This is a genomic window from Rodentibacter genomosp. 1 (assembly GCF_001999285.1).
Lineage (GTDB): Bacteria > Pseudomonadota > Gammaproteobacteria > Enterobacterales > Pasteurellaceae > Rodentibacter.
This window is the reverse complement of sequence record NZ_MLHN01000016.1, coordinates 70,819-92,489: the sequence shown is the minus strand read 5'-3', so window position 1 is coordinate 92,489 and position 21,671 is coordinate 70,819. Positions and strand designations below refer to the sequence as shown.

Sequence of the window (21,671 nt, the reverse complement as noted above, 5' to 3'; positions counted from 1 at the left end):
AGAGTAAAAATTAAACAACTCAGTATTAATTTCCTCCCATGCAATATAAAAAACAGCCTTGCTCTAAAACCGGTAACATTTTCTATATTTGTAGATTCAATAAGAAAAACGTAAAATAGTGACCGTTTTTGACTTTAATCAAGAGGAAAATCATGGTAACACTTACCGCTCAAGAAGTTATCGAGCTTCTTCATCAACGCAGTTCAACCCGCTATTACGATCCGAGTAAAAAAATCAGTGACGAAGATTTCCACGCCATTTTGGAATGTGCACGCCTTTCCCCGAGTTCTGTGGGATCAGAGCCCTGGAAACTCTTAGTGATTCAGAACAAAGCGTTAAGAAATAAAATCAAGCCATTTAGCTGGGGTATGATGAATCAGTTGGACAATTGTAGTCATCTGGTGGTTTTACTGGCGAAGAAAAACGCGCGTTATGATAGCCCGTTTTTTGTTGATGTGATGGTTCGTAAAGGGCTGACGGAAGAACAGCAGCAACAAGCGTTAGCAAAATATAAAACCTTGCAAGAAAACGATATGAAATTGTTGGAAAGTGACCGCACTTTATTCGACTGGTGTAGTAAACAAACTTACATCGCCCTAGCCAATATGCTGACCGGTGCGGCGGCGATGGGAATTGATTCCTGCCCGATTGAAGGCTTCCATTATGACTTAATGAATCAGGCGCTTGCTGAAGAAGGCTTGTTTGATCCGAATGAATATGGCGTATCCGTTGCCGCAACATTTGGCTACCGAGCCCGTGATATTACAAAGAAATCCCGTAAAGCGATGGATGAAATTGTCACTTGGGTAGAATAATCCCAGTATTATCTTACACAGATTCAATTTGTATTTATTTTGTAGGGATACACTGCATGTGTCCGTTATAAAATCAAATTATTTCAATATGTTATAAGTGGACACACGCAGTGTGTCCCTACAAAGTACATCAATTTAATTGCTTACTATCATCCATCAGACTATCGCATTCCCAACCAATATAATCTCCCATAAATTGTTGGGCTAATTTTTCAAATTTTTCGACCAGTTCAAAAATCTCACCATTATCAAGGGCGAGTTCTTGCTCAAGCTTCACCAGATAATAAGGCTCATCATCTTCATTAAACTGAATAGGTTGTGCGGAATATTGCAATGTCACGAAGGAATAATCCCCTAAGCTCAATTCATCCATAAAAGGAAACATTTTCTGTTCTTCATCAAAATGAAAACTATGTTCGACCAAATAAGTATCACTTAAATTACGCCCTTTACTTTGCAATAAGCCTAACAATTCTTCAGTGGCGTTCATTTTTATCTCAAGGGGAGAAGCAAGTAAAAAATCAAAATAAGTATCCCAATTGGGATCCTCTTGAACACTCACCTCTTCCACAAAATCAATTTGCGATAAGGTTTCAAGTAACAGCTCGGAATGTTCGCAATAAAAATGCATTTTAGCCTGTCCATTACAAATAAAATGTCCGGCAAAAAATACATTCGGAAGTGCGGTCAATTGTGCCAAAATTTTGAATATACGATTAATAAGCTTATCATATTCCCCTTCTGACGGAAGCCCACTTTCATCAGTGTCATAACTAATAGCAAATTGCACAATGCTATTACAATTTTTACCATGAAATTGATCGATATTTTCAATGTTTGCGGTAAACACAGCAGGCATGTCATTAACCATAGAACGATAATTCTGCCAATTTGCCATATCCATGTTTTCGTCCTATTTAAATTCCGCCCAAATCGGTGCATGATCAGAAGGCTTTTCCATTGCCCGAATATCCAAAGCAATACCAACATCAACACAGCGTTCTGCTAATACTTGATTTACCAAAATATGATCAATGCGTAAACCACGATTATCATCAAAGCCTTTTGAACGGTAATCAAACCACGAGAATTTATCATTTGCTGTTGGGTTTAATTTGCGGAAACTGTCCTCTAAGCCATAATCATATAAGCGCTGATACCACTCACGTTCTTCAGGTAAGAAAGAACATTTTCCGGTACGCAACCAACGTTTACGGCTTTCCTCACCAATGCCAATATCTAAATCTGTCGGGCTAATATTCATATCCCCCATGATTAAAATCGGATTAGCTTTATCGTGATCTTGCTCTAAATAACGTTGCAAATCTGCATAAAATTTTTCTTTTGCCGGAAATTTGGTTTCGTGGCTACGGCTTTCGCCTTGTGGGAAATAGCCGTTAATCACCGTCAATAAACCAAAATCCGTTTCCAAATCCGCCATAATAATCCGTTTTTGCGCATCCTCATTATCCGTCGGGAAACCACGGCGAACGGCTTTCGGCTCTTGTTTGGTCAATAACGCCACACCATAATGCCCTTTTTGTCCGTGGTGAAATACGTGATACCCCAAATTTTCTGTGATTTCATAAGGAAAAGCCTCATCCGCCACTTTAATTTCCTGTAAACCAATCACGTCCGGTTGGTATTTTTCAATCACCGCCTCCAATTGATGCGGACGTGCACGTAACCCATTAATATTAAAAGAGATAAATTTCATTTAAGTTCCTGTTTGTAAGAAAGAGGGAGAAAGTGCGGTGTATTATACAGAATCTCGCCAAATTCTCCCCTATCTAAATTTCAAGGTCTTTAATTCTTACAGAATTTATGTTTCTAGACTTTATCCTTAGCAAAGATATTCACATAACACCTTCCACATCAAAGACTTAAAGACCTGTACAATACATTGTAGTTTCTTACATTGATCTACTTTCCGTAGATAATGCTTAATGAATGTAAAATAACTATATCTTTCACTGGCTAGCATTCCAAAATTATCAACACGTTACCCCCAATGTTATTATATAAATCAAATTTAGTTCCTAACTTTACACTGTGCCAAAATATCAAGCTTTTTATCGTAAATATTTAAATCATTTTTTATATCTAACATTGAAAAAATCGTGTGAAAATAATTATCGTGAGAATATTCTTGGGTTTCAGCATTTTTACGTAAACAATTCAAGTCAAATCCCTCATTTTTTACCCATGCCGGTGAAAACCACATCACCATAGGAACTCGAGTTTGATAAACCGGGGCAATAGCGTAAGGTGTTGCATGCAAATAAATACCGTCTTCACCTAAACTTTCGCCATGATCGGACACATATAGCATAGTACTTTCCCAATCTGTTCTTTTTTCTAGAAGTTTGATTACTTCATTTAACAAATTATCAATATAAAGAATACCATTATCATAAGTATTCACTAATTGTTCATTTGAACATTTCTGAATTTCATTAGTTTCACAAGTTGGTGTAAATTGCTCAAAATCTTTGGAGTAACGCTCATTATAGGTTGGACCATGACTACCAATAGTGTGTAATACAATCACTGTATCTTTGTCCGACTTATTCAATTCCTTATCCAAATCTTTTAATAAAATTTCATCTAAACATTCCCCATTTTTACAATATTCAGGTAAATTTAATTCCGTCAGATTTTGTGTAGGAACACGTTCGCATACCCCTTTGCAGCCTGTATCATTATCACGCCATAAAACATCAACACCAGCACGCTGTAAAATATCTAATAAATTATCTTCATGTGCAGCTTTCGTCGCATTGTAATCAGAACGGGTATAGCGAGAGAACATACAGGGCACGGAAATTGCCGTTGCCGTACCACAACTTGAAACATTTTTAAAATTGATAATATCATTACGAGCTGCCAATTTTGGTGTAGTTTGGCGAGCATAACCATTCAATCCCCAATTTTGTGCTCGTGTCGTTTCCCCTACCACTAAGATAGTCACATGACGATATATATCCGGTTTCTCGACAGACGCCCCCGTCCCAATTTCTGTAAATGGTAAATTCGCTTGATAATTTTTCTTCACCAACTTTATTGTTGAGCCGATGAAATTCGACGGCACAATCAAATGCACAATTTCCTTATTATTACGTGAAAATGCCGCATAATCCTTATAGTAAAATTTCCCAATAATGATCACAACCACGCAAGAAAGTACAATCATTCCTAAACGAATCAAGATTTCTTTATACCAACGACGATAATTTATTTGTGTGCAAATATATAACCAAGCAGGAATAACCCCTAAAATAAAGATCCATAGCAAATAAACGGGAGTGATCATCCTAGAACTTTCCGCAACGTTCGTTTGAAGAACATTATTCAGCTGATCACTATCAAAATAAATACCAAAGAAAATCCCCTGATAACTAATTGCCGCACCAATGACTAAAAGCAATGGAATAATCACTTTATGTAGAATGGGTAAACTAATGAGCTGAAATGCGGCATTGAGCGTAAAGAAAACAAAAAATGGGACAGTAAATAAAAAATAGTCTTCAGAATTACCTGTAAAAGGATGGAGTTTTAATACGGTTTGATAGAATTGATAATTTAAAACCAGTGTAAAATAAAGTGAAACTAAAGCAATAAGTGCGGTTGATGAAAGAAAAAACTTTCTAAAAATATATTGTGAGAATCGCATAAAAACCTCATTTAATCTAAACACGACGCTAAGCAAATAATACAGAGTTCCCCTAAGACAATCTTATAATATTTAAAGTTCATCCTCGCTCATTCTAGTCCATTAGAACTTAGTATTTTGTTCACATCACAAAATCATTCTTTGTACAGCCTCCCTCCGCCACCATTCCCCTTCTTTCGGCATGGCTTTCACGTCAAATTTCTCACCGTGAAATTCAAATTCCAACCTTGCGGCATGTAAATAAGTGCGGTCAATTTCAGCCGTGTTTTTGCCATAGAGCTCATCACCTAAAATCGGGCTGCCCAAGCTTTTCATGGCAACCCGTAATTGATGGGTTTTGCCGGTTTGGGGTTTGAGAATAAACAAACGTAAATTCGGTTCGCAACTAACGCTTTCAAATTGGGTTATCGCAGGATTTTCTTTGCTTTGGCAAAGTTTCCACGCACCATTACGGGCTTTTTTCATATCACCGATAATCCGGCCTTGTTTCTTTTTCGGTTTTTGATGGCTTAATGCGAGGTAGGTTTTCTGTATTTTATGTTCGGCAAAAAGTCGCGAAAATTCAGCCGCACTTTCTGCATTTAAGGCAAGAATTAATAATCCTGAAGTGACTTTATCCAATCGATGTACCAACCACACTTGCGCCATACCCAGTTGATTCGCCACCTGCGTGGTGAGACCAACGGTTTCCCGATCTTTATGTACGCTTACGCCACAAGGTTTATAAATAATGATAAAATCACGATGTTGATAAAGAATCTCGAATTCCATAAGTGCGGTTAAAATTTTATGAGTTTTGAACATATTATACTGGTTTATATTGCCCCAATGATAGTTTGGGTATCAGTGATTTCTGTTACCTTGCGTTTACTCGTAAAAAAACAGGCGGTTTCTGCCACGCTTTCTTGGCTGATGATCATTTATTTAGTACCGCTTATCGGTGTCGCTGCCTATTTGGTTTTTGGCGAGATAAAATTAGGTACAAAACGTGCTAAGGCGTTCAAAACATTACACCCGAAATATAGTAAATGGTTGGCTCATTTATCACAACAATCTTCGCTTGTCGGTATGCCAAAAAATCGACAATACCGACCGCTCTTTGATTTGAATTATCAACGCCTCGGCATTCCTTGTATCAAAGGCAATGAGTTGCATATTCTAGATACCCCCGAAAGCATTATTCACAGCATTATCAAAGATATTCAACAAGCACAGCATTCCATAAATATGGTGTTTTATATTTGGTCGAACCAAGGCATGATAGAAAAAGTCAGCCAAGCCTTGTTGGATGCCAAACAACGAGGGGTAGAAATCCGCATTTTATTGGATTCCGTAGGAAGTCGCCCTTTTCTCAAAAGTAAAGCATGTCGGGCGTTACGCAAACAAGGCATCGAAATTGTCGAAACCCTTTATGTCAATCTATTTAGGATGTTTTTTAGTCGGATTGATTTACGCCAACATCGCAAAATCATTGTCATTGATAATCAAATTTCCTACACCGGCAGTATGAATATGGTCGATCCTGCTTTTTTTAAACAAAACAGCAAAGTTGGAAATTGGGTGGATATTATGGTGCGGGTTAACGGCGCGGTTTCGGCCGTGTTAAACAGCCTACACGCTTGGGATTGGGAAATTGAAACCGGCGTTGAATTGCCATTATCTTTACCAAATTGTCCGCTTGTGCCAATTGATGATTATGACACTCACTCCGTTCAAGTTATCGCCACCGGCTCTGCATTCCCCGATGATCTTGCTCCGCAAAGTTTAGCCTTGGCAATTTATGCCGCTAGAGAAAGCATTGTCATCACCTCCCCCTATTTCGTGCCAAGTCACAGTATTGCCGAAGCGTTACGCATTGCCGCCTTAAGGGGCGTAGAAGTTTCAATTATCCTACCGAAGAAAAATGATTCCCTAATGGTGGGTTGGGCAAGCCGTACGTTTTTTGACGATCTCCTTGCTGCCGGCGTTAAAATCTATGAATTTAAAGCAGGTTTATTACACACCAAAAGTGTTCTGGTTGATAATAAACTCGCCTTAGTCGGTACAATGAACATGGATTTACGCAGTTTCTTCTTGAATTTTGAACTGGCACTTGCCGTAGAAGATCTTGCCTTTGCCAATGAAGTTTCAATTTTACATGAGAGCTATATTGCCAATTCAGCCCCTCTAGACAGCGAAAAATGGCGCTCCCGACCATTCTATAACCGCATTATTGAACGCTTGTTCTTTTTATTCAGTCCATTGCTGTGAGTGGTATGGAGAAGTTGAAATAAGAATAATTTTCACATAGAATAAAACCAATTTTGTTGTTTGTTCTCGGGTAATTTGTGTTTCAACTTCAGCAAGTTTCATTTTCTATTCCCCAGCGTACCTTACTCCACCCCACAAGCCTTTCTTTTGAAAGCGGTAAGATTTATGGGCTAATTGGGCATAACGGTTCCGGTAAATCAACATTAATCAAACTCATGGCACGGCAACAATCCCTCTCGAGTGGTGACATTTTGTTAAATAATCGCACTATTCAACATTGGAATAGTCGGGATTTTGCCAAACAGGTGGCTTATTTACCGCAACATTTGCCACAAGCCACCAATATGACAGCAAAAGAATTGATCACGATGGGACGTTATGCGTGGAATGGGTTGTTTGGGCGTGAAAGAGAGGCGGATAGACAAGCTGTCACCAAAGCGTTGCAACTGACCCATACCGAAAAATTTGCCGATCAATTGGTCGATACCCTTTCCGGTGGTGAACGTTCGAGAATTTGGCTTGCCATGTTATTGGCACAAGAAAGCCGATTTTTATTACTTGACGAACCCTTAGCCGCCTTAGATATTGCTCATCAGGTAGAAGTCATGCAACTCATTCACCAGCTGAGCCGTGAATTAAACCTAGGCGTGGTTATTGTGATTCACGACATCAACCTTGCCGCCCGTTTTTGTGATCATTTAGTGGCATTACACAGTGGAAAATTATTAGCACAAGGCAATGCCCACGATATTGTCAATACCACCTCATTACAACAAATTTACGGCATTGAACTCAATGTGATCGAACACCCCGAAACCCATCGTCCTGTGAGTTTTTATTAATATGCCTAACTTTATTAAAAAAACATTCACTATTTTAACCGCACTTTTCGGCAGTCTCCAGGTGTCGGCAGGCGAATCGCAAGCCGGCTATGCGACGGTGGATTGGTCGGTGGCTGAAACCTTAATAGCACTAGGCGAACCGCCCCTTGCCGTGGGCGATGTAAAAAGCTATCAAACTTGGGTAATGGAACCCAAATTGCCTCACAATACGGTTGATTTAGGTGTGCGTTTACAGCCTAATTTTGAACTGATTTCAACCTTGTCACATTCCCTAAATGCACAACCGCTGACGTTTATTCACAGCCATTTTTATGCGGCGTTGAATGAGAAATTATCCGCTTATGGAAAAGTCTATAACGTGGAATTTTACAAAGAAGGAAATGCTTGGCATAACCTTGTAGCGGCAACCCAACAAATCGGTAATATCATAGGCAAACCACAAGCCGTACACAGCTTACTTGAAAACTATGAGAAAAAAATTGCTGAATATCGACCGCACTTAATGCCTTTTACAGATCGCCCTGTGGCTTTGGTACAATTTATTGATACACGCCATTTACGCATTTATGGCGAAAACAGTTTGCTCGGTGCGGTGATTCAGCAACTTAGCTTTCAAAATGCCTATTCACACAAAGTGAATGATTGGGGATTTCAAAATATCGAAATTACCGAACTGGCAAAATTACCCCCAAATACCCGTTTTGTGGTGATTAAGCCTTATCCGAATAATATTGCCTCGGCACTCACGCATAATACCTTATGGCAGCATTTACCGATGGCGAAAGAACCCTTGATTCTACCGGCTGTTTGGACATTTGGCGCCTTACCTTCCGCAGAACGCTTTATCACGATTTTTGCCAATGGCTTATTACAGGGCGGTGAAACATGGTAAATCGAGGTTTGGCTTTAACGCCGGTGTTAATCGGCATTTTCATTGTGCTTAGCGGTTTCTTATTGAGTGTGCAACTTCCTATTGAATATCGTGTTTTTGATCTTTTTCGTTTTACCGATAATCTTGATTTATTGTTAATACAAAGCTATACCCTTCCACGTATCACCATTGCCCTACTTGCCGGAGGAAGCCTCGCCTTCGCCAGTCTCTTATTACAACAAGTCATGGGAAATCCGCTCGCCTCCGACAGCACACTGGGTATTAACAGCGGTGCGCAATTCAGCCTATTTTTGGTGGCAATTTTTGCCCCGACGTTATTGGAATACGGTTCAAGCGTTATTGCTCTCGCCGGTGCGGCATTAAGTCTGTTATTGGTGATGACCCTTGCCATGCGTAAAATGATGTCACCGTTATTATTAATTTTAGCCGGTCTTGTGGTGAACCTGTATTTTGGATCTTTCACCGCTATGATGATGTTGTTCTACCCTGAAGAATCACGGGGTTTGGCACAATGGGGGGCAGGCTCATTAGTTCAAGAAAGTTGGCGTGACAGCCAATTATTATTGGTGCAAAGTGCGGTGAGCTTTGCCCTAATTTTTGCATTACGTCGCCCGCTCACTATTCTTGCTTTAAATGACAGTAACGCCAAAAGCCTTGGCGTACCGGTAGGAAAACTCCGCTTTATCGGCGTGGCTGTCAGTGCTTATTTAATCGCTTCCGTTGTCAGCGCAGTGGGCATGATCGGTTTTGTGGGATTATCCGCCTCCACCATCGTACGCCAACTGGGAATTCGCACCTTAACTTGGCAATTAATCTCAGCCTTTATCATCGGTGCATTGTTGTTGGCGATCACCGATTTAGTCTTACAAATCATCAATTTCTATTATCAAATCAGTCTGCCGACCGGTGCAGTCACGGCTCTGCTTGGCACACCGTTATTACTTTGGTTGATGTTCCGTGCACTACCTCATAGCGGACGTTTGACAGACGCCCCCCCCCAAAAACTTCTCCGATATCAACCGCACTTTACCCGCTTTACTATTGCCTTATTTGCGGTCAGTTTACTTGTTGCTCTTTGTCTCGGCAAAGACGCATTCCATGCACAATGGAAATTCCTCGTTCCCGATAATGCCTTTGATTGGGAGATTTTTGTCTTACGTTATCCACGCATATTGATCGCCATTTGTGCCGGAATTTTGCTTTCCGTAGCAGGCGTGTTATTACAACGTTTAACCTTAAACCCAATGGCAAGCCCCGAATTACTTGGCGTGTCATCAGGCGCAAGCATAGGAATTCTCGCCTTACTCTTTATTTTTTCCGCACAACAAACCATTTGGTTTTGGCTTGCCTGTATCAGCGGTGCGTTGATTGCCTTAATGATTCTTGCCACCATCAACCAACGCAATGGAATGCTGCCGGAAAAAGTGTTACTAACAGGGATCAGCCTCTCCGCACTATTCGACACGCTGCAACGTCTTGCCATTGCCAGTGGTGATCCACGTGCGAATCAACTCATCAGCTGGACTTCGGGGTCAACACAAAATACTGATCCGAATCTTGCCATACCCTTTATTCTATTAACATTAGTATTATTGGCGATAAGTTTAATTTTTAGTCGTTGGCTGGATTTATTATCGCTTCAAACGCCGATGGCACAAGCCCTTGGTTTGAACATCAAACGCACTCGATGGATACTGATTATTTTTAGTGCCTTTTTAACCGCACTTGCCACACTCATGATCGGCCCGTTGAGCTTTATCGGTTTGCTTGTGCCGCACTTAAGCCATTTTTTAGGGGTGTATAAAGCACGGCAACAATTACTGATTTCCGCACTGCTTGGCAGCACCATTATGCTGATCGCCGACTGGATCGGACGACAAATTTTATTCCCTTACGAAATCCCTGCGGGGTTGGTCGCCACCTTAGTGGGCGGCACTTATTTTTTACTAATGATGCGAAAAGTTTAACTTAATTTATTCACCTTCATAGAGGACTCAACATGAAGAAAACCTTTGTTTACAGCGCACTAACAAGTGCGGTCATTTTTGCCATGAATTCTGCTTATGCCGAAGAGCAAAAAGTGGAAGAATTGGATGAAATCACCGTGACGGGCGGTTCTATGTTTAGAATGGGTGAAGTACCGGTTTATCAAGCTAAATCTGCCGTAGCAATCACACGTGAAGATTTGGATAAACAAGACGTACTGAAAGCCGATGAAATTGGCCGTTATCAAGCTGGATTTGCCAATCAAATCTACGGTTCCGACACCAATACTAACTGGTTCCGCGTTCGTGGTGCGGAAGTAACGCAAGCCGTTAATGGTTTACCGACATTTTCTTACGGTTTCTTTACACCGCAGGTCGAGACCTTTGGTTTAGAAGCGATTGAAGTTACAAAAGGGGCGGATTCAATGACCTTTGGTGCGGCGCAAGCGGGTGGTTTAATTAACTATGTCACCAAACGCCCACACAAAGAACAAGTGGGTAAAGGAGAGGTAAAACTAACGGCCGGCAATAAAAATCAATATGGCATCGGGGTAGATTATACTGTCGGGTTAAATGCCGATGATTCCGTGCGTCTTCGTAGCGTATTAAGTTACGGCACACGTGATGGTGATTGGGATAAAACCGAAAATGAAACCTTCTATATCGCCCCCACCTTAGAATGGGACATTTCCGATCGAACACATTTAACCATTTTAGCCGGCTATCAACGCGATCACGGCATCCCAAGTTCAAACTTTTATCCGCAAGAAGGAACGCTCCGCCCATTACCTAACGGTGGCTATTACAGTCGTAATGTAAACTTTGGCGATCCATTAAATGACACGGAAACCAATCGCCAATACCGTATTGGTTATGAATTCAATCATGATTTTGCTAATGGCTTAAAAGGTTATTCAAGTTATAGCTATTCACACATTCAAAACTACCACCGTGGCGGATATATTTATCCTTCCGCATACTCGGCAACATTTGCCCCTGTTGCACCAAGTGCGAATAACTATATGGTCAGTGGCAATACGGTTTACAACAACGGCAAAATGATCACCCATACGCTGGATAATCACCTTAATTGGGAATATGAAAATACTTGGTTAAAAAACACCCTAAGTATTGGTATGGATTATCGTCACGCAAAAGTTGATGCTTTATATAGCCAATACGCTTTGGCTTATTCCGCTAATTTAGCCAATTATCATCAAAACTGGGGGCAATCCGCTACTCCGGTTGGTACGCTAACACACATTAAAGCCCGCCAATTAGGCTTATATTTACAAAATCAAGCCCGTATCGCTGAAAAATACGTTTTAGGTTTGGGTATTCGTCACGATAAAGCAAAACAAGATGAATATACGTCATCTCAAACGGTGAAAAACAACCATACTTCATACTCCGGTTCTTTCATGTATGAAGCACCGTATGGAATTAACCCTTATTTTAGTTATAGTGAATCTTTTAGCATTCCAGTCGGTCTTTCCGGTAATGAACGCCTTTATGATCCGCAAATCACCCGACAATATGAATTAGGTGTGAAATATCTACCAACCTGGTTGGATGGCGTAATTAGCGTAGCCGGTTTCCGTGCGAAAGATAATGGCGCATTAAGAATGAACGGTGTTGGCACAACAACCCAAGATGACAACGTATATCGCAAAGGGTTTGAACTGCAAGCCGATGTAAGTATCACGCCTAACTGGAATCTTGCTCTCGCTTACACCTATACTAAATCCGAAACCAAAGATAACGCCACTGGCGAAAAGGTTCGCAGACCATCAATTCCAACGAATGTCTTTGCATTAAGAACGAACTACACATTTAACGAGGGAGCACTTAACGGCTTAACATTAGGAGCCGGTTTACGTTATAACGGTCATAGCGTTACCTCAAAAGGCTCGCTTTACTCTCATGTACAAGTACCCTCTTACACGGTTGTTGATCTCATGGCGCGTTATGCAATTACGCCAAACTGGATTGCACAAGTAAATGTCGATAACGTTGGTAATCGCCGTTATATCGCCTCTTGTGACTACTATTGCTATTACGGGCAAGAACGTAAAATGAACGCAAGCTTAACTTACAAGTTCTAAAACAAAAATGCGCGTTATCTTGTCAAATAACGCGCATTTTTTATCACATTAATTCCTTTTCCTTCACTTTCTTATTCAATACCACCTCTTTTATTGTGGTCAAAAGTTCTTTTTGAATATGGGAAAGTTTCGGTTTTTCTTTGGGTTGGAAAGCAAGCGGACGACAAAATTCCATCGCTTTTACCCCCAAACGTGCGGTTAATAACCCCACACCGATCCCCTGTGCCGCACGAGCGGAAAGTTTCGCTGTAATATCTTGCGAAAGCCAATCCATACCAACCTCTTGTACCACTTCGGTGACACCGGCAAAGGCGATGTTCACCAACACCATACGCAATAAACGAATACGGGCAAAATAACCGAGTTCAATCCCATAAATATCTGCAATTTTGTTGATTAACCTAATACCCCGCCATGCCACAAAAAACATATCCACGACGGAAAGCGGGCTAATCGCCACGACCACGGCAGACTCTGCCACCATTTTGCTAATCAATTTTTTCGCTTTGAGATCAAAAGGTTTCAGCACATTTTGACTGAATAATTGGGCGACCTCTTGTGCGGAATACGCCTCATTCAGCAGGCTTTGCCATTGAACAATGGCAGGCGATTGCTCATCTAATTGCAAACCTTTTGCCATTTCCAAGCAAAGTTTTTTACCTTGTTCACCATCAGCTGCAAAAACATCTGCATTTTTGACCGCACTTTTCTGCCAGAATAATCGACTTTGTTGCTGTAATTTTTCACGTTTTTTCAGATAGACTAAACGCCGCCATTCACCCACAATCTCTTTTACGCCAAACAACACAACAACCAAACCGACAAGGGAAAATGCAAAATAAATCCATTGGTGATTTTGAAAACTATCCCAAATCCATTGAACAGATTGCGCCACCGTTGCTACACCGAATAAAAGTGCGGTCAATTTCAACAGCCTTTTCCAACCTTTTGATTTTGGTTTCATTGCCTGATTAAATTGTTCGTCAAGCCATTCCCCTTCTAAAGGTTCATCTTCAATGGTTTCCACATCAGTAAATTCTTGTTTTGGCTGGAAACTTTCTGCTAAAGGTTCATCATATTGGTTGAAAATTTGCTTTTCCATTATAAAATACGTCCTATTTCTTATTCTTGGTCATCATATTGAGACATGACGATGACACTCACATTCACCATAAATATCACATGACAACACAAACTAAAATTTCATTCCCAACTTACGTCCAAATGTATCCCTATTCAAAAGACCGTCCATTAGCAAAACAATTACGTGAAAGACTTCGCTATTATGCCTATACATTAATGTTCCGCAAACAATGTCATCAACTCATTGAATTTCTCAATAAAAATACACAATGGCAACCACTTTTTACACAAGATTATTATCGTTTTAATCCGCTTTTAACCACTTATTGCGATAAACGTTTTTCCGCGCCGCAACGTTTTAGTGCAATCACACAGCATTTACAACTTGCCGAAGAAAAATGGGGCTTGCCGTTCTGCTCTGCCTTACTTAAGGAGCAAGTTGTTTTGTTGAGCCAATTAACTGACGATCTTTCTCTCAATTTAAGTTTAAATTTTATCGATCCTTTTGAAGGTTATTTTGCCCTGAATATTCGCAATAAAAATGATGAACGCATCTATGATGCCTCATTTACTTTTTTATCACCAAATCAATTGCTGATTGCCTCTATGCAGGGCCCTCGCCATGGAAATTCACAGGAATTAATCAAGCAAGCAACGAAAGATTTACACGGCATTCGTCCGATGTTTATGTTGATGCATGCATTCCGTGAGTTGGCGAAACATTGGCAATGTGATTTGGTCGGTATTCCACATAAATTTCAAGGTAAATATCGCCTCTCCGCACGAAGTAAAATCTTGTTTAACTACGATGAATTTTGGCAAGAAAACCAAGGCATTTATCAAGATCGTTATTGGCAACTCCCCCTTAATATTGAACGCAAACCCTTAGAAGACATTGCCAGTAAAAAACGCTCAATGTATCGTAAACGTTACGAAATGCTGGATCGACTGACCTCTGAGATTGCAATCCATTTTAGCTAACCTAATCAAACCGATCCCCTAGCAAAAATTGTAACACGGCATCCATGCGCAAATGGGGGATCGCCTCACCTTGTTCAAGGGGTTGCGGATCAAAACTGTCAAAGTCAAACAGCACCGGTTTTCCTTCCTTTTCCGTCAAGTGCGGTTGATTTTGCCAAAATTCTTGGCTTGGTAATTTGCTCGGCACACTGCCCGGATAAAGGGTAATCCATCGCTTATCTTTGCTCCGAACGCCTTGAACCGCTTTCATCTGTTTACCGTTTTGATTGACGATCACTTGTTTCGTTGCACGAATTGCGGCAATTGCCGTGTATTCCGTTTCGATGCCTTCAAATTCCACATGGCGACCGCCTTCTTGAACCAATTGCCGCATTAGGCTCACTAAATTCGGCATTTGGTCAGTGGTAATATGATCCGCCTTCGTCGCAATAAACATCAATTTATCAATCCGTGGAGAAAATAAACGGTTCAGAAAATGCCGTTTACCATAATGAAAATTTTTGAATAACTGATTTAACCCCGTCTGCATCTCTAAAAAAGCTTGTCGGCTATGATTCAGCGGTGTTAAACAATCCGCCAGAATCACTTGGCGGTCAAATGTCGAAAAATAATTTTCATAAAACCCTTTCACAATACGATTGCGATAATAATCATAGCGTTTATTCAATACGGCAAAATAGCTATTTGGTTTTGCCTCTTTTTTAAGGCTTCTCCATTGCTCTTGTGTAAGATGCAATAAAGGGAAAAACTGCAATACCGGTGCGCCTTCCAATTCCCCCGCTAAAACAAACCGTCCCGGCTGAATAAACTGCATCCCCTGAGCTTTACATTGATGAAGATACGCCGTGTAAATGTTTGCCAGTTTTGCTAAAACATCTTCATTTACGACCGCACTTAAATCTAATTTTTTTACCTCATCCAACCAAGGTTGGGCAAGCGCCGCCCGCATTCCTTGATGAATTTGCTTTTGTTCTAAGGACCATTGTTCAAAATCCAAATGTAACAAAGGTAAATCAAGCAACCATTCCCCCGGGTAATCAAAAATATCTAAATAAAGTGTGCCTCGTTCTTTCAGATGGCGTAATAAACCGCTTTGACGCTGAAAACGAATGGCGAGGCGTGTTTCACTCACCCCTCGTGTCGATTGACACCATTGTGGCGGTTGTTGGGAAAGTGCACTAAGATTCGCTTCGTAATCAAAACGTGGCACACTCAAGTCTTGTTGCGGAACACGCTTGACAGCAATAATTGTGCCGTTTCTCGCCGCTTCCAATAACGGTAAAGGATTCCTTGAGGTTTGATTAACAGACAATAATTGATTGATGAGGCTGGTGATAAAAGCGGTTTTGCCACTACGACTCAGCCCTGTGACAGCAAGGCGTAAAGTGCGGTCAAATCCGCGATTAATTATTTGGTTGAGTTCTTGATGTATAGAATTAAACATGAGGATCTAGGATAAATTCGACAATTGCGGATTAAAGATGACAATAATCTCATCATTTTTTGATGATCAACAATTCAATATATTCAATAAAAGCAGCGTCTAGCCATTTTGACTAATATATCTTAAAATTTACAGCATAATTTACCATAACACATTCATTATGTTACGCCAAAATCTGATATTTTTCTGTATTCTGTTAAATGTGAGCTTATTTAACCAAGTTCAAGCGGCACCGCGTGTGCCGCTCAGCCTTACAGAAAATGGTTTAATTTATTGCACGAATTCCTCAGGATTTTCGTTTAATCCGCAAACTGCAGATGCCGGCACCAGTATGAATGTGGTAACAGAACAAATTTACAACAAGCTGTTTGAAATTAAAAACCACAGTGCCACTGTCACGCCATCTTTAGCACAATCTTACACTATCTCGCCCGATGGCAAAGAAATCCTCATTAATTTACGTAAAGGGGTTAAATTTCATCACACACCGTGGTTTACGCCTACCCGTGATTTTAATGCAGAAGATGTCATATTTTCTATCAACCGTGTCTTAGGGCATGACACCTATTTACCTATTTTAAATCAAGACAATCCTGAACATAGTAAAAATCCACAATATCGTATATTTCATGAACAAGCGAAAAAAGTGCGTTTCCCCTATTTTGATAGTATTAGATTAAATCAAAAAATTAAGTCCATCACCGCCGTGAATCCTTATAAAATAAAAATTGAATTATTTGAACCTGATTCCTCTATTTTGTCGCATCTTGCCAGCCAATATGCCATTATTTTTTCACAAGAATATGCTTATCAGCTAAGTGCTGACGATAATCTCACCCAATTAGACAGCCACCCTGTCGGTACAGGGCCCTATCAAGTACAAGATTACGTCTATAATCAATATGTCCGTTTGTTACGTCACGAAAATTATTGGAACAAAGATGCCAAAATTAAGCATATTTTGGTTGATTTATCCACCGAGCGCACCGCACGCTTAACTAAATTTTTCAATAATGAATGCCAAATTGCTGCTTATCCGGAAGTGAGCCAATTGGGTTTATTGCATGATAATCACGAGCGCTATTATTTACAGTCCGCTGAGGGGATGAATCTTTCCTATCTTGCGTTTAATTTTAATAAACCGCTTATGCGGGACGCTCAAATTCGCCAAGCCATTTCTCAAAGTATTAATCGGGCACGCATTGTCCGCAATATTTATCACAATACAGCTACGGTTGCGAACAATATTATTCCTAATATTTCTTGGGCATCGGATATTAATACACCTGAATTTGAGTTTGATTATTCGCCAAAACACGCCCAAAACGTGCTGGCAAACAAAAATTTACAGCTCAATATGTGGGTGCTTAACGAAGAACAAATGTATAATCCTTCCCCCCTAAAAATGGCGGAATTGATCAAATGGGATTTGGCACAAGCAGGGGTAAATGTTAATGTGCGCTCGGTGACACGGACATTTTTACTAGAACAACGGAACAAAAAAGCAGAAGATTACGATATGATTCTCACCGGTTGGCTTGCCGGAAACTTAGATCCCGATGGTTTTATGCGCCCAATTTTAAGCTGTGAAACGAAAGGTGATATGACCAATTTATCCAACTGGTGTCATCCTAAATTTAATAGCCTAATGGATAAAGCACTCACTGATACACAATTACATGAACGCGCTAAAAACTACAACCTCGCTCAAAACCTCGTGCTAGAAGAGCTGCCAATTATCCCTATTGCCAATGCAAAGCGTTTTTTAGTTGCCAATAACAATGTGAAAGGGGTGCAAATGAGCCCTTTTGGCAGCATAAATTTTTCAATGCTTTATTTTACTAAGGAGAAAAAATAATGTTGTGGTCAGCATTGCGTCATCTCCTTTGGGTTACACTGTTATTATTTATTTTAACAATCATCAGTTTTGCTATTTTAATGCGTGATCCGCTTAATGCCGAGTTCATCCAAAATAACATTTTGGCTAGCTATTTTCATTATCTCAGAGCCTTATTACAAGGGGATTTGGGAATTACTTATAATGGTGGGCAATCACTAAAATCTCTTATTTTTACGGTGTTACCCCCCACATTAGAGCTGTGTTTTACTGCTCTATTGCTTGCCTTCATTTTAAGTATTCCACTTGGTATTCTAAGTGCGGTCAATAATCAGGGTGTTTTTTCTAAAACCTTGCAAACCTTATCTTATGTGGGCTTATCTATTCCGATTTTTTGGCTAGCACCCATTTTGCTCTATATGTCTGCGATTTATCACTGGGAAATCTCCGCAATCGGACAATATAATTTGCTCTATGAAATCCAACCGATTACCGGCTTTCCTGTGATTGATGTATGGTTTATTGATGTACCTTATCGCACAAAAATCGTACAAAGCGTATTACAACATCTCGCTCTCCCAACACTCATACTCTGTATTTTACCAACCATGGAAATCATTCGGACAATTCAACAGCGGGCAGAATATATTCTTCAACAAAATTACACCAAAACAGCCGTCACCCGTGGATGGTCAAAATGGAAAATTTTGCAACAATATGTTTTTCGCAATACCTTTCCATTACTCGTGCCACAAATTACACGCGTATTCACCTTAGTCATCACCCAATGTATGCTGGTAGAAACCGTTCTCGGTTGGCCCGGTATCGGGCGTTGGCTCATTGATGCGGTAAGCATCCAAGATTACAACAGCATTTCAGCCGGTGTCATTGTATTAGGCATTTGTATTATTACAATTGATACCTTAGCCAAAACTGTGATGTTTATTCTCGATCCATTTAATAAGAAAGGTTGGTATGCAAGATAAAGAACCGGACGAATTTCGTGAAAGTGCATCGATTTATCAAATTTGGTTACAGTTTCGAAAAAATCGCCTTGCCTTAATGAGCTTTTACCTCTTTTTTCTGTTAATTTTAACCGCACTTTTCGCTCCCCTTATCGCACCATATAGTGAGAGTATGCAATTTGTCGGGCAAGAATTAATGCCCCCTTCATGGGTAGAAAAAGGACAGATCGCCTTTTTCTTCGGGACAGACGACCTTGCCCGCGATGTACTAAGTCGGGTGATTATCGGCACAAGCTATACGCTAGGATCATCCCTCATCGTGGTTATCCTCGCCGCCATTATCGGGGGGGCACTAGGCATTTGGGCTGGAATGTCCGGTGGCATTAAAGCCCGTTTCCTTGGGCATATTTTTGATGCTTTTTTATCTATCCCCATTTTACTCATTGCGATCATCATTTCCACATTTATGGAACCAAGCTTGATGAATGCTGTGATTTCCACATTATTGGCTGTACTTCCCTACTTTACTCACGCCATTTATCGTGCGATTCAACAAGAATTGAAAAAAGAATATGTGATGATGCTAAAATTGGACGGAATTTCAAACAGTGAATTGCTACGTAGTACGATTTTACCCAACATTACCGTCACCTATATTCAGGAAATTTCACGGGCATTTGTTGTCACAATTTTAGATATTAGCGCCTTAAGCTTTATTTCCCTTGGTGCACAACGCCCAACGCCTGAATGGGGGGCAATGATTAAAGACTCTCTAGAGCTCATCTACCTCGCCCCTTGGACAGTATTACTCCCCGGCTTTGCAATCATCATTACGATTTTGTTAAGCATTGTATTTACTAACGGCTTATGCAAAGCTATTAACCAATATTATCAATAACTATGGCTCTACTGGATATTCGTAACCTAAACATTGAAATCAAAACACCATCAGGCCGTGTTAAAATTGTTGACGGAGTCAATTTAACCCTCAATGACGGCGACATTTTAGGTCTTGTGGGAGAATCCGGCTCAGGCAAAAGTTTAATTGCAAAAGTCATTGGTAATGCCACCAAAGAGAATTGGGTTATCACCGCAGATCGCTTCCGTTTTAATGATATTGAACTGTTAAAACTTTCCCCCACACAACGCAGAAAATTAGTGGGTAAAGAAATTTCGATGATTTTTCAAGATCCGCTCACCTGTTTAGATCCCAGTCGGAAAATTGGTAAACAGTTAATTCAACATATTCCAAACTGGACATATCGTGGAAAATGGTGGCACTGGTTTGGTTGGAAAAAACGTCGTGCGATTGAATTACTCCATCGTGTCGGAATAAAAAATCATAAAGACATTATGGCAAGCTATCCTAATGAACTCACAGAAGGAGAAGGTCAAAAAGTGATGATTGCGATTGCGGTGGCAAATCAACCTCGTCTGTTAATTGCTGATGAACCCACTAATGCTTTGGAATCCATTACCGCACGCCAAGTATTCCGGTTGCTTTCCAGTATGAATCAAAACCAAGGTACCAGCATTCTGTTAGTCAGCAATGATATTCCCAGTGTGAGTGATTTTTGTCATACCGTATCTGTACTCTATTGTGGGCAAAATACAGAATCAGCACCAACACAAACCTTACTGGAATCTCCTCATCATCCTTATACACATGCACTGGTTCACTCTGTACCGGATTTTACCCAACCGCTCGGTTTTAAGGCTAAACTTGCTACATTAGAAGGTACTGTACCACTTTTAGAACAAATGCCGATGGGATGCCGATTTGGGCCACGTTGCCCTTTTTCACAAAAACAATGTATCAAAAAACCGGCACGTTATCGTATTAAACAACATGAATTTTCTTGCCATTTTCCGATTAACTTTCGAGAAAAACATATCAAAGAAACGGTGGTCAATTCTCCATTAACCTTATCCACTGAACCCAATAAGGACTAATCTATGCCTTTATTACAAGTCATCGATCTCTGTAAAATCTTTGATGGCCCAGCCCGTTGGTTTGGCTCAAGATCATTTAATGCGGTGGACAACGTGAGTTTTAATCTTGAACGAAAACAAACACTTGCGATCATTGGAAAAAACGGTTCGGGAAAATCCACATTGGTGAAAATGATAGCCGGAATGACAAAACCCACTTCGGGAGAAATAAAATTCAACAATCAACCTCTTGATTTTGAAAATCCTCGTTACCGAACCCAGCACATTCGTATGGTATTCCAAGATGCCAATTCAGCTTTTAACCTACGTCAAAATATCGGTCAAATTCTCGATACCCCTCTTCGACTCACAACGGATTGGGATGAAGAAACACGTAATCAGAAAATTTTTCAAACTCTCACAATGGTCGGACTTTATCCTGATTACACCAATTTAAAAATCAAACATCTTTCAATCAGCCAAAAACAACGTATTGCCTTAGCCCGAGCCCTTATTTTAGAACCTGAAATTATCATTGTGGATGATTCCCTCGGCGGACTTGACGCGTCTGTACGCATACAACTGGTTAATCTCACCCTTGAGCTTCAAGCCCGGCTTGGCATTGCCTATATTTATGTGGGACAGGATTTAGGTTTAGTCAAACATATGGCAGATCAAGTACTCGTGATGGAGGAAGGAAAAATCATTGAATACGGCCCGCCTAAAGATCTGTTTTGCACGCCTCAAACAACCGTAACAAAACGTTTAGTCGAAAGTCATTTTGGTCGCCTACTTGATGAAAGTGCTTGGATTCGTCAAAACATAGATGATTGATTGATAAGAAAAATACTTTTAGAATCAACCGCA

At 40.4% G+C, this 21,671-nt stretch carries 18 protein-coding genes; 12 read left to right on the top strand and 6 right to left on the bottom strand.

Features of this window, described 5'->3' with window-relative positions; all coding sequences use genetic code 11:
• Window positions 1-152 precede the first annotated feature (152 nt).
• A complete protein-coding gene (locus BKK54_RS09210) occupies window positions 153-815 on the top strand; it encodes an NAD(P)H-dependent oxidoreductase (protein ID WP_077542790.1) in 663 nt (220 codons plus the stop codon).
• A gap of 130 nt (window positions 816-945) precedes the next feature.
• On the opposite strand, the gene BKK54_RS09205 is transcribed toward BKK54_RS09210, so the two are convergent.
• From BKK54_RS09205 to BKK54_RS09190, 4 genes are all read right to left on the bottom strand, one after another.
• On the bottom strand, window positions 946-1,719 hold the full coding sequence (locus BKK54_RS09205; protein WP_077542789.1) for a TIGR01619 family protein: 774 nt from the start codon (window positions 1,717-1,719) through the stop codon (window positions 946-948).
• A 9-nt stretch (window positions 1,720-1,728) separates the two neighbouring features.
• On the bottom strand, window positions 1,729-2,532 hold the full coding sequence (gene xthA, locus BKK54_RS09200) for an exodeoxyribonuclease III (RefSeq protein WP_077542788.1): 804 nt from the start codon (window positions 2,530-2,532) through the stop codon (window positions 1,729-1,731).
• 315 nt (window positions 2,533-2,847) lie between these two features.
• Complete coding sequence (locus BKK54_RS09195; RefSeq protein ID WP_077542787.1) at window positions 2,848-4,488, bottom strand: phosphoethanolamine transferase; 1,641 nt, start codon at window positions 4,486-4,488, stop codon at window positions 2,848-2,850.
• A 126-nt stretch (window positions 4,489-4,614) separates the two neighbouring features.
• Window positions 4,615-5,259, bottom strand: coding sequence for a TIGR01621 family pseudouridine synthase (locus tag BKK54_RS09190; RefSeq protein ID WP_077542799.1), 645 nt, complete (start codon window positions 5,257-5,259; stop codon window positions 4,615-4,617).
• An 18-nt stretch (window positions 5,260-5,277) separates the two neighbouring features.
• Between BKK54_RS09190 and cls the strand changes: the two genes are divergently transcribed.
• The 5 genes from cls (at window position 5,278) to BKK54_RS09165 (ending at window position 12,562) form a co-directional block, all read left to right on the top strand.
• Window positions 5,278-6,738: a cardiolipin synthase gene (cls, locus tag BKK54_RS09185; protein ID WP_077542786.1), complete on the top strand. Its 1,461-nt coding sequence runs from the start codon at window positions 5,278-5,280 to the stop codon at window positions 6,736-6,738.
• A 77-nt stretch (window positions 6,739-6,815) separates the two neighbouring features.
• Window positions 6,816-7,580: an ATP-binding cassette domain-containing protein gene (locus tag BKK54_RS09180; protein ID WP_077542785.1), complete on the top strand. Its 765-nt coding sequence runs from the start codon at window positions 6,816-6,818 to the stop codon at window positions 7,578-7,580.
• Window position 7,581: 1 nt separating this feature from the next.
• Complete coding sequence (locus BKK54_RS09175) at window positions 7,582-8,472, top strand: iron-siderophore ABC transporter substrate-binding protein (RefSeq protein ID WP_077542784.1); 891 nt, start codon at window positions 7,582-7,584, stop codon at window positions 8,470-8,472.
• The gene (gene fhuB, locus BKK54_RS09170) at window positions 8,466-10,439 is read left to right on the top strand and encodes a Fe(3+)-hydroxamate ABC transporter permease FhuB (RefSeq protein WP_077542783.1); all 1,974 of its coding nucleotides are present in this window, start codon (window positions 8,466-8,468) and stop codon (window positions 10,437-10,439) included. The genes BKK54_RS09175 and fhuB overlap by 7 nt, the downstream gene beginning before the upstream one ends.
• 32 nt (window positions 10,440-10,471) lie before the next feature.
• Entirely contained in the window at window positions 10,472-12,562 is a 2,091-nt protein-coding gene (locus tag BKK54_RS09165; protein ID WP_077542782.1) for a TonB-dependent siderophore receptor, read from the top strand.
• Window positions 12,563-12,605: 43 nt separating this feature from the next.
• Here BKK54_RS09165 and BKK54_RS09160 read toward each other — a convergent pair whose 3' ends face one another.
• The gene (locus BKK54_RS09160; protein WP_077542781.1) at window positions 12,606-13,664 is read right to left on the bottom strand and encodes a TIGR01620 family protein; all 1,059 of its coding nucleotides are present in this window, start codon (window positions 13,662-13,664) and stop codon (window positions 12,606-12,608) included.
• Window positions 13,665-13,744: 80 nt separating this feature from the next.
• Here BKK54_RS09160 and BKK54_RS09155 point away from each other — a divergent pair, with 80 nt between their 5' ends.
• Window positions 13,745-14,626, top strand: coding sequence for a VirK/YbjX family protein (locus tag BKK54_RS09155; protein WP_077542780.1), 882 nt, complete (start codon window positions 13,745-13,747; stop codon window positions 14,624-14,626).
• A gap of 1 nt (window position 14,627) precedes the next feature.
• Here BKK54_RS09155 and BKK54_RS09150 read toward each other — a convergent pair whose 3' ends face one another.
• Window positions 14,628-16,070, bottom strand: a complete 1,443-nt coding sequence (locus BKK54_RS09150) for a YcjX family protein (RefSeq protein ID WP_077542779.1) — start codon at window positions 16,068-16,070, stop codon at window positions 14,628-14,630.
• 160 nt (window positions 16,071-16,230) lie between these two features.
• On the opposite strand from BKK54_RS09150, the gene BKK54_RS09145 reads away from it, so the two are divergent.
• From BKK54_RS09145 to BKK54_RS09125, 5 genes are read left to right on the top strand one after another with little or no spacing between them, the layout of a single operon-like run.
• Window positions 16,231-17,928, top strand: coding sequence for an ABC transporter substrate-binding protein (locus tag BKK54_RS09145; RefSeq protein ID WP_077542778.1), 1,698 nt, complete (start codon window positions 16,231-16,233; stop codon window positions 17,926-17,928).
• On the top strand, window positions 17,928-18,893 hold the full coding sequence (locus BKK54_RS09140) for an ABC transporter permease (protein WP_077542777.1): 966 nt from the start codon (window positions 17,928-17,930) through the stop codon (window positions 18,891-18,893). The genes BKK54_RS09145 and BKK54_RS09140 overlap by 1 nt, the downstream gene beginning before the upstream one ends.
• Window positions 18,883-19,770, top strand: coding sequence for an ABC transporter permease subunit (locus tag BKK54_RS09135; RefSeq protein ID WP_077542776.1), 888 nt, complete (start codon window positions 18,883-18,885; stop codon window positions 19,768-19,770). Before BKK54_RS09140 ends, BKK54_RS09135 begins: the two co-directional genes overlap by 11 nt.
• 2 nt (window positions 19,771-19,772) lie before the next feature.
• Window positions 19,773-20,825, top strand: a complete 1,053-nt coding sequence (locus tag BKK54_RS09130) for a peptide ABC transporter ATP-binding protein (protein WP_077542775.1) — start codon at window positions 19,773-19,775, stop codon at window positions 20,823-20,825.
• Window positions 20,826-20,828: 3 nt separating this feature from the next.
• Window positions 20,829-21,638 (top strand): peptide ABC transporter ATP-binding protein, encoded by an 810-nt coding sequence (locus tag BKK54_RS09125; RefSeq protein WP_077542774.1) that lies wholly within the window; start codon window positions 20,829-20,831, stop codon window positions 21,636-21,638.
• Window positions 21,639-21,671: the final 33 nt, after the last annotated feature.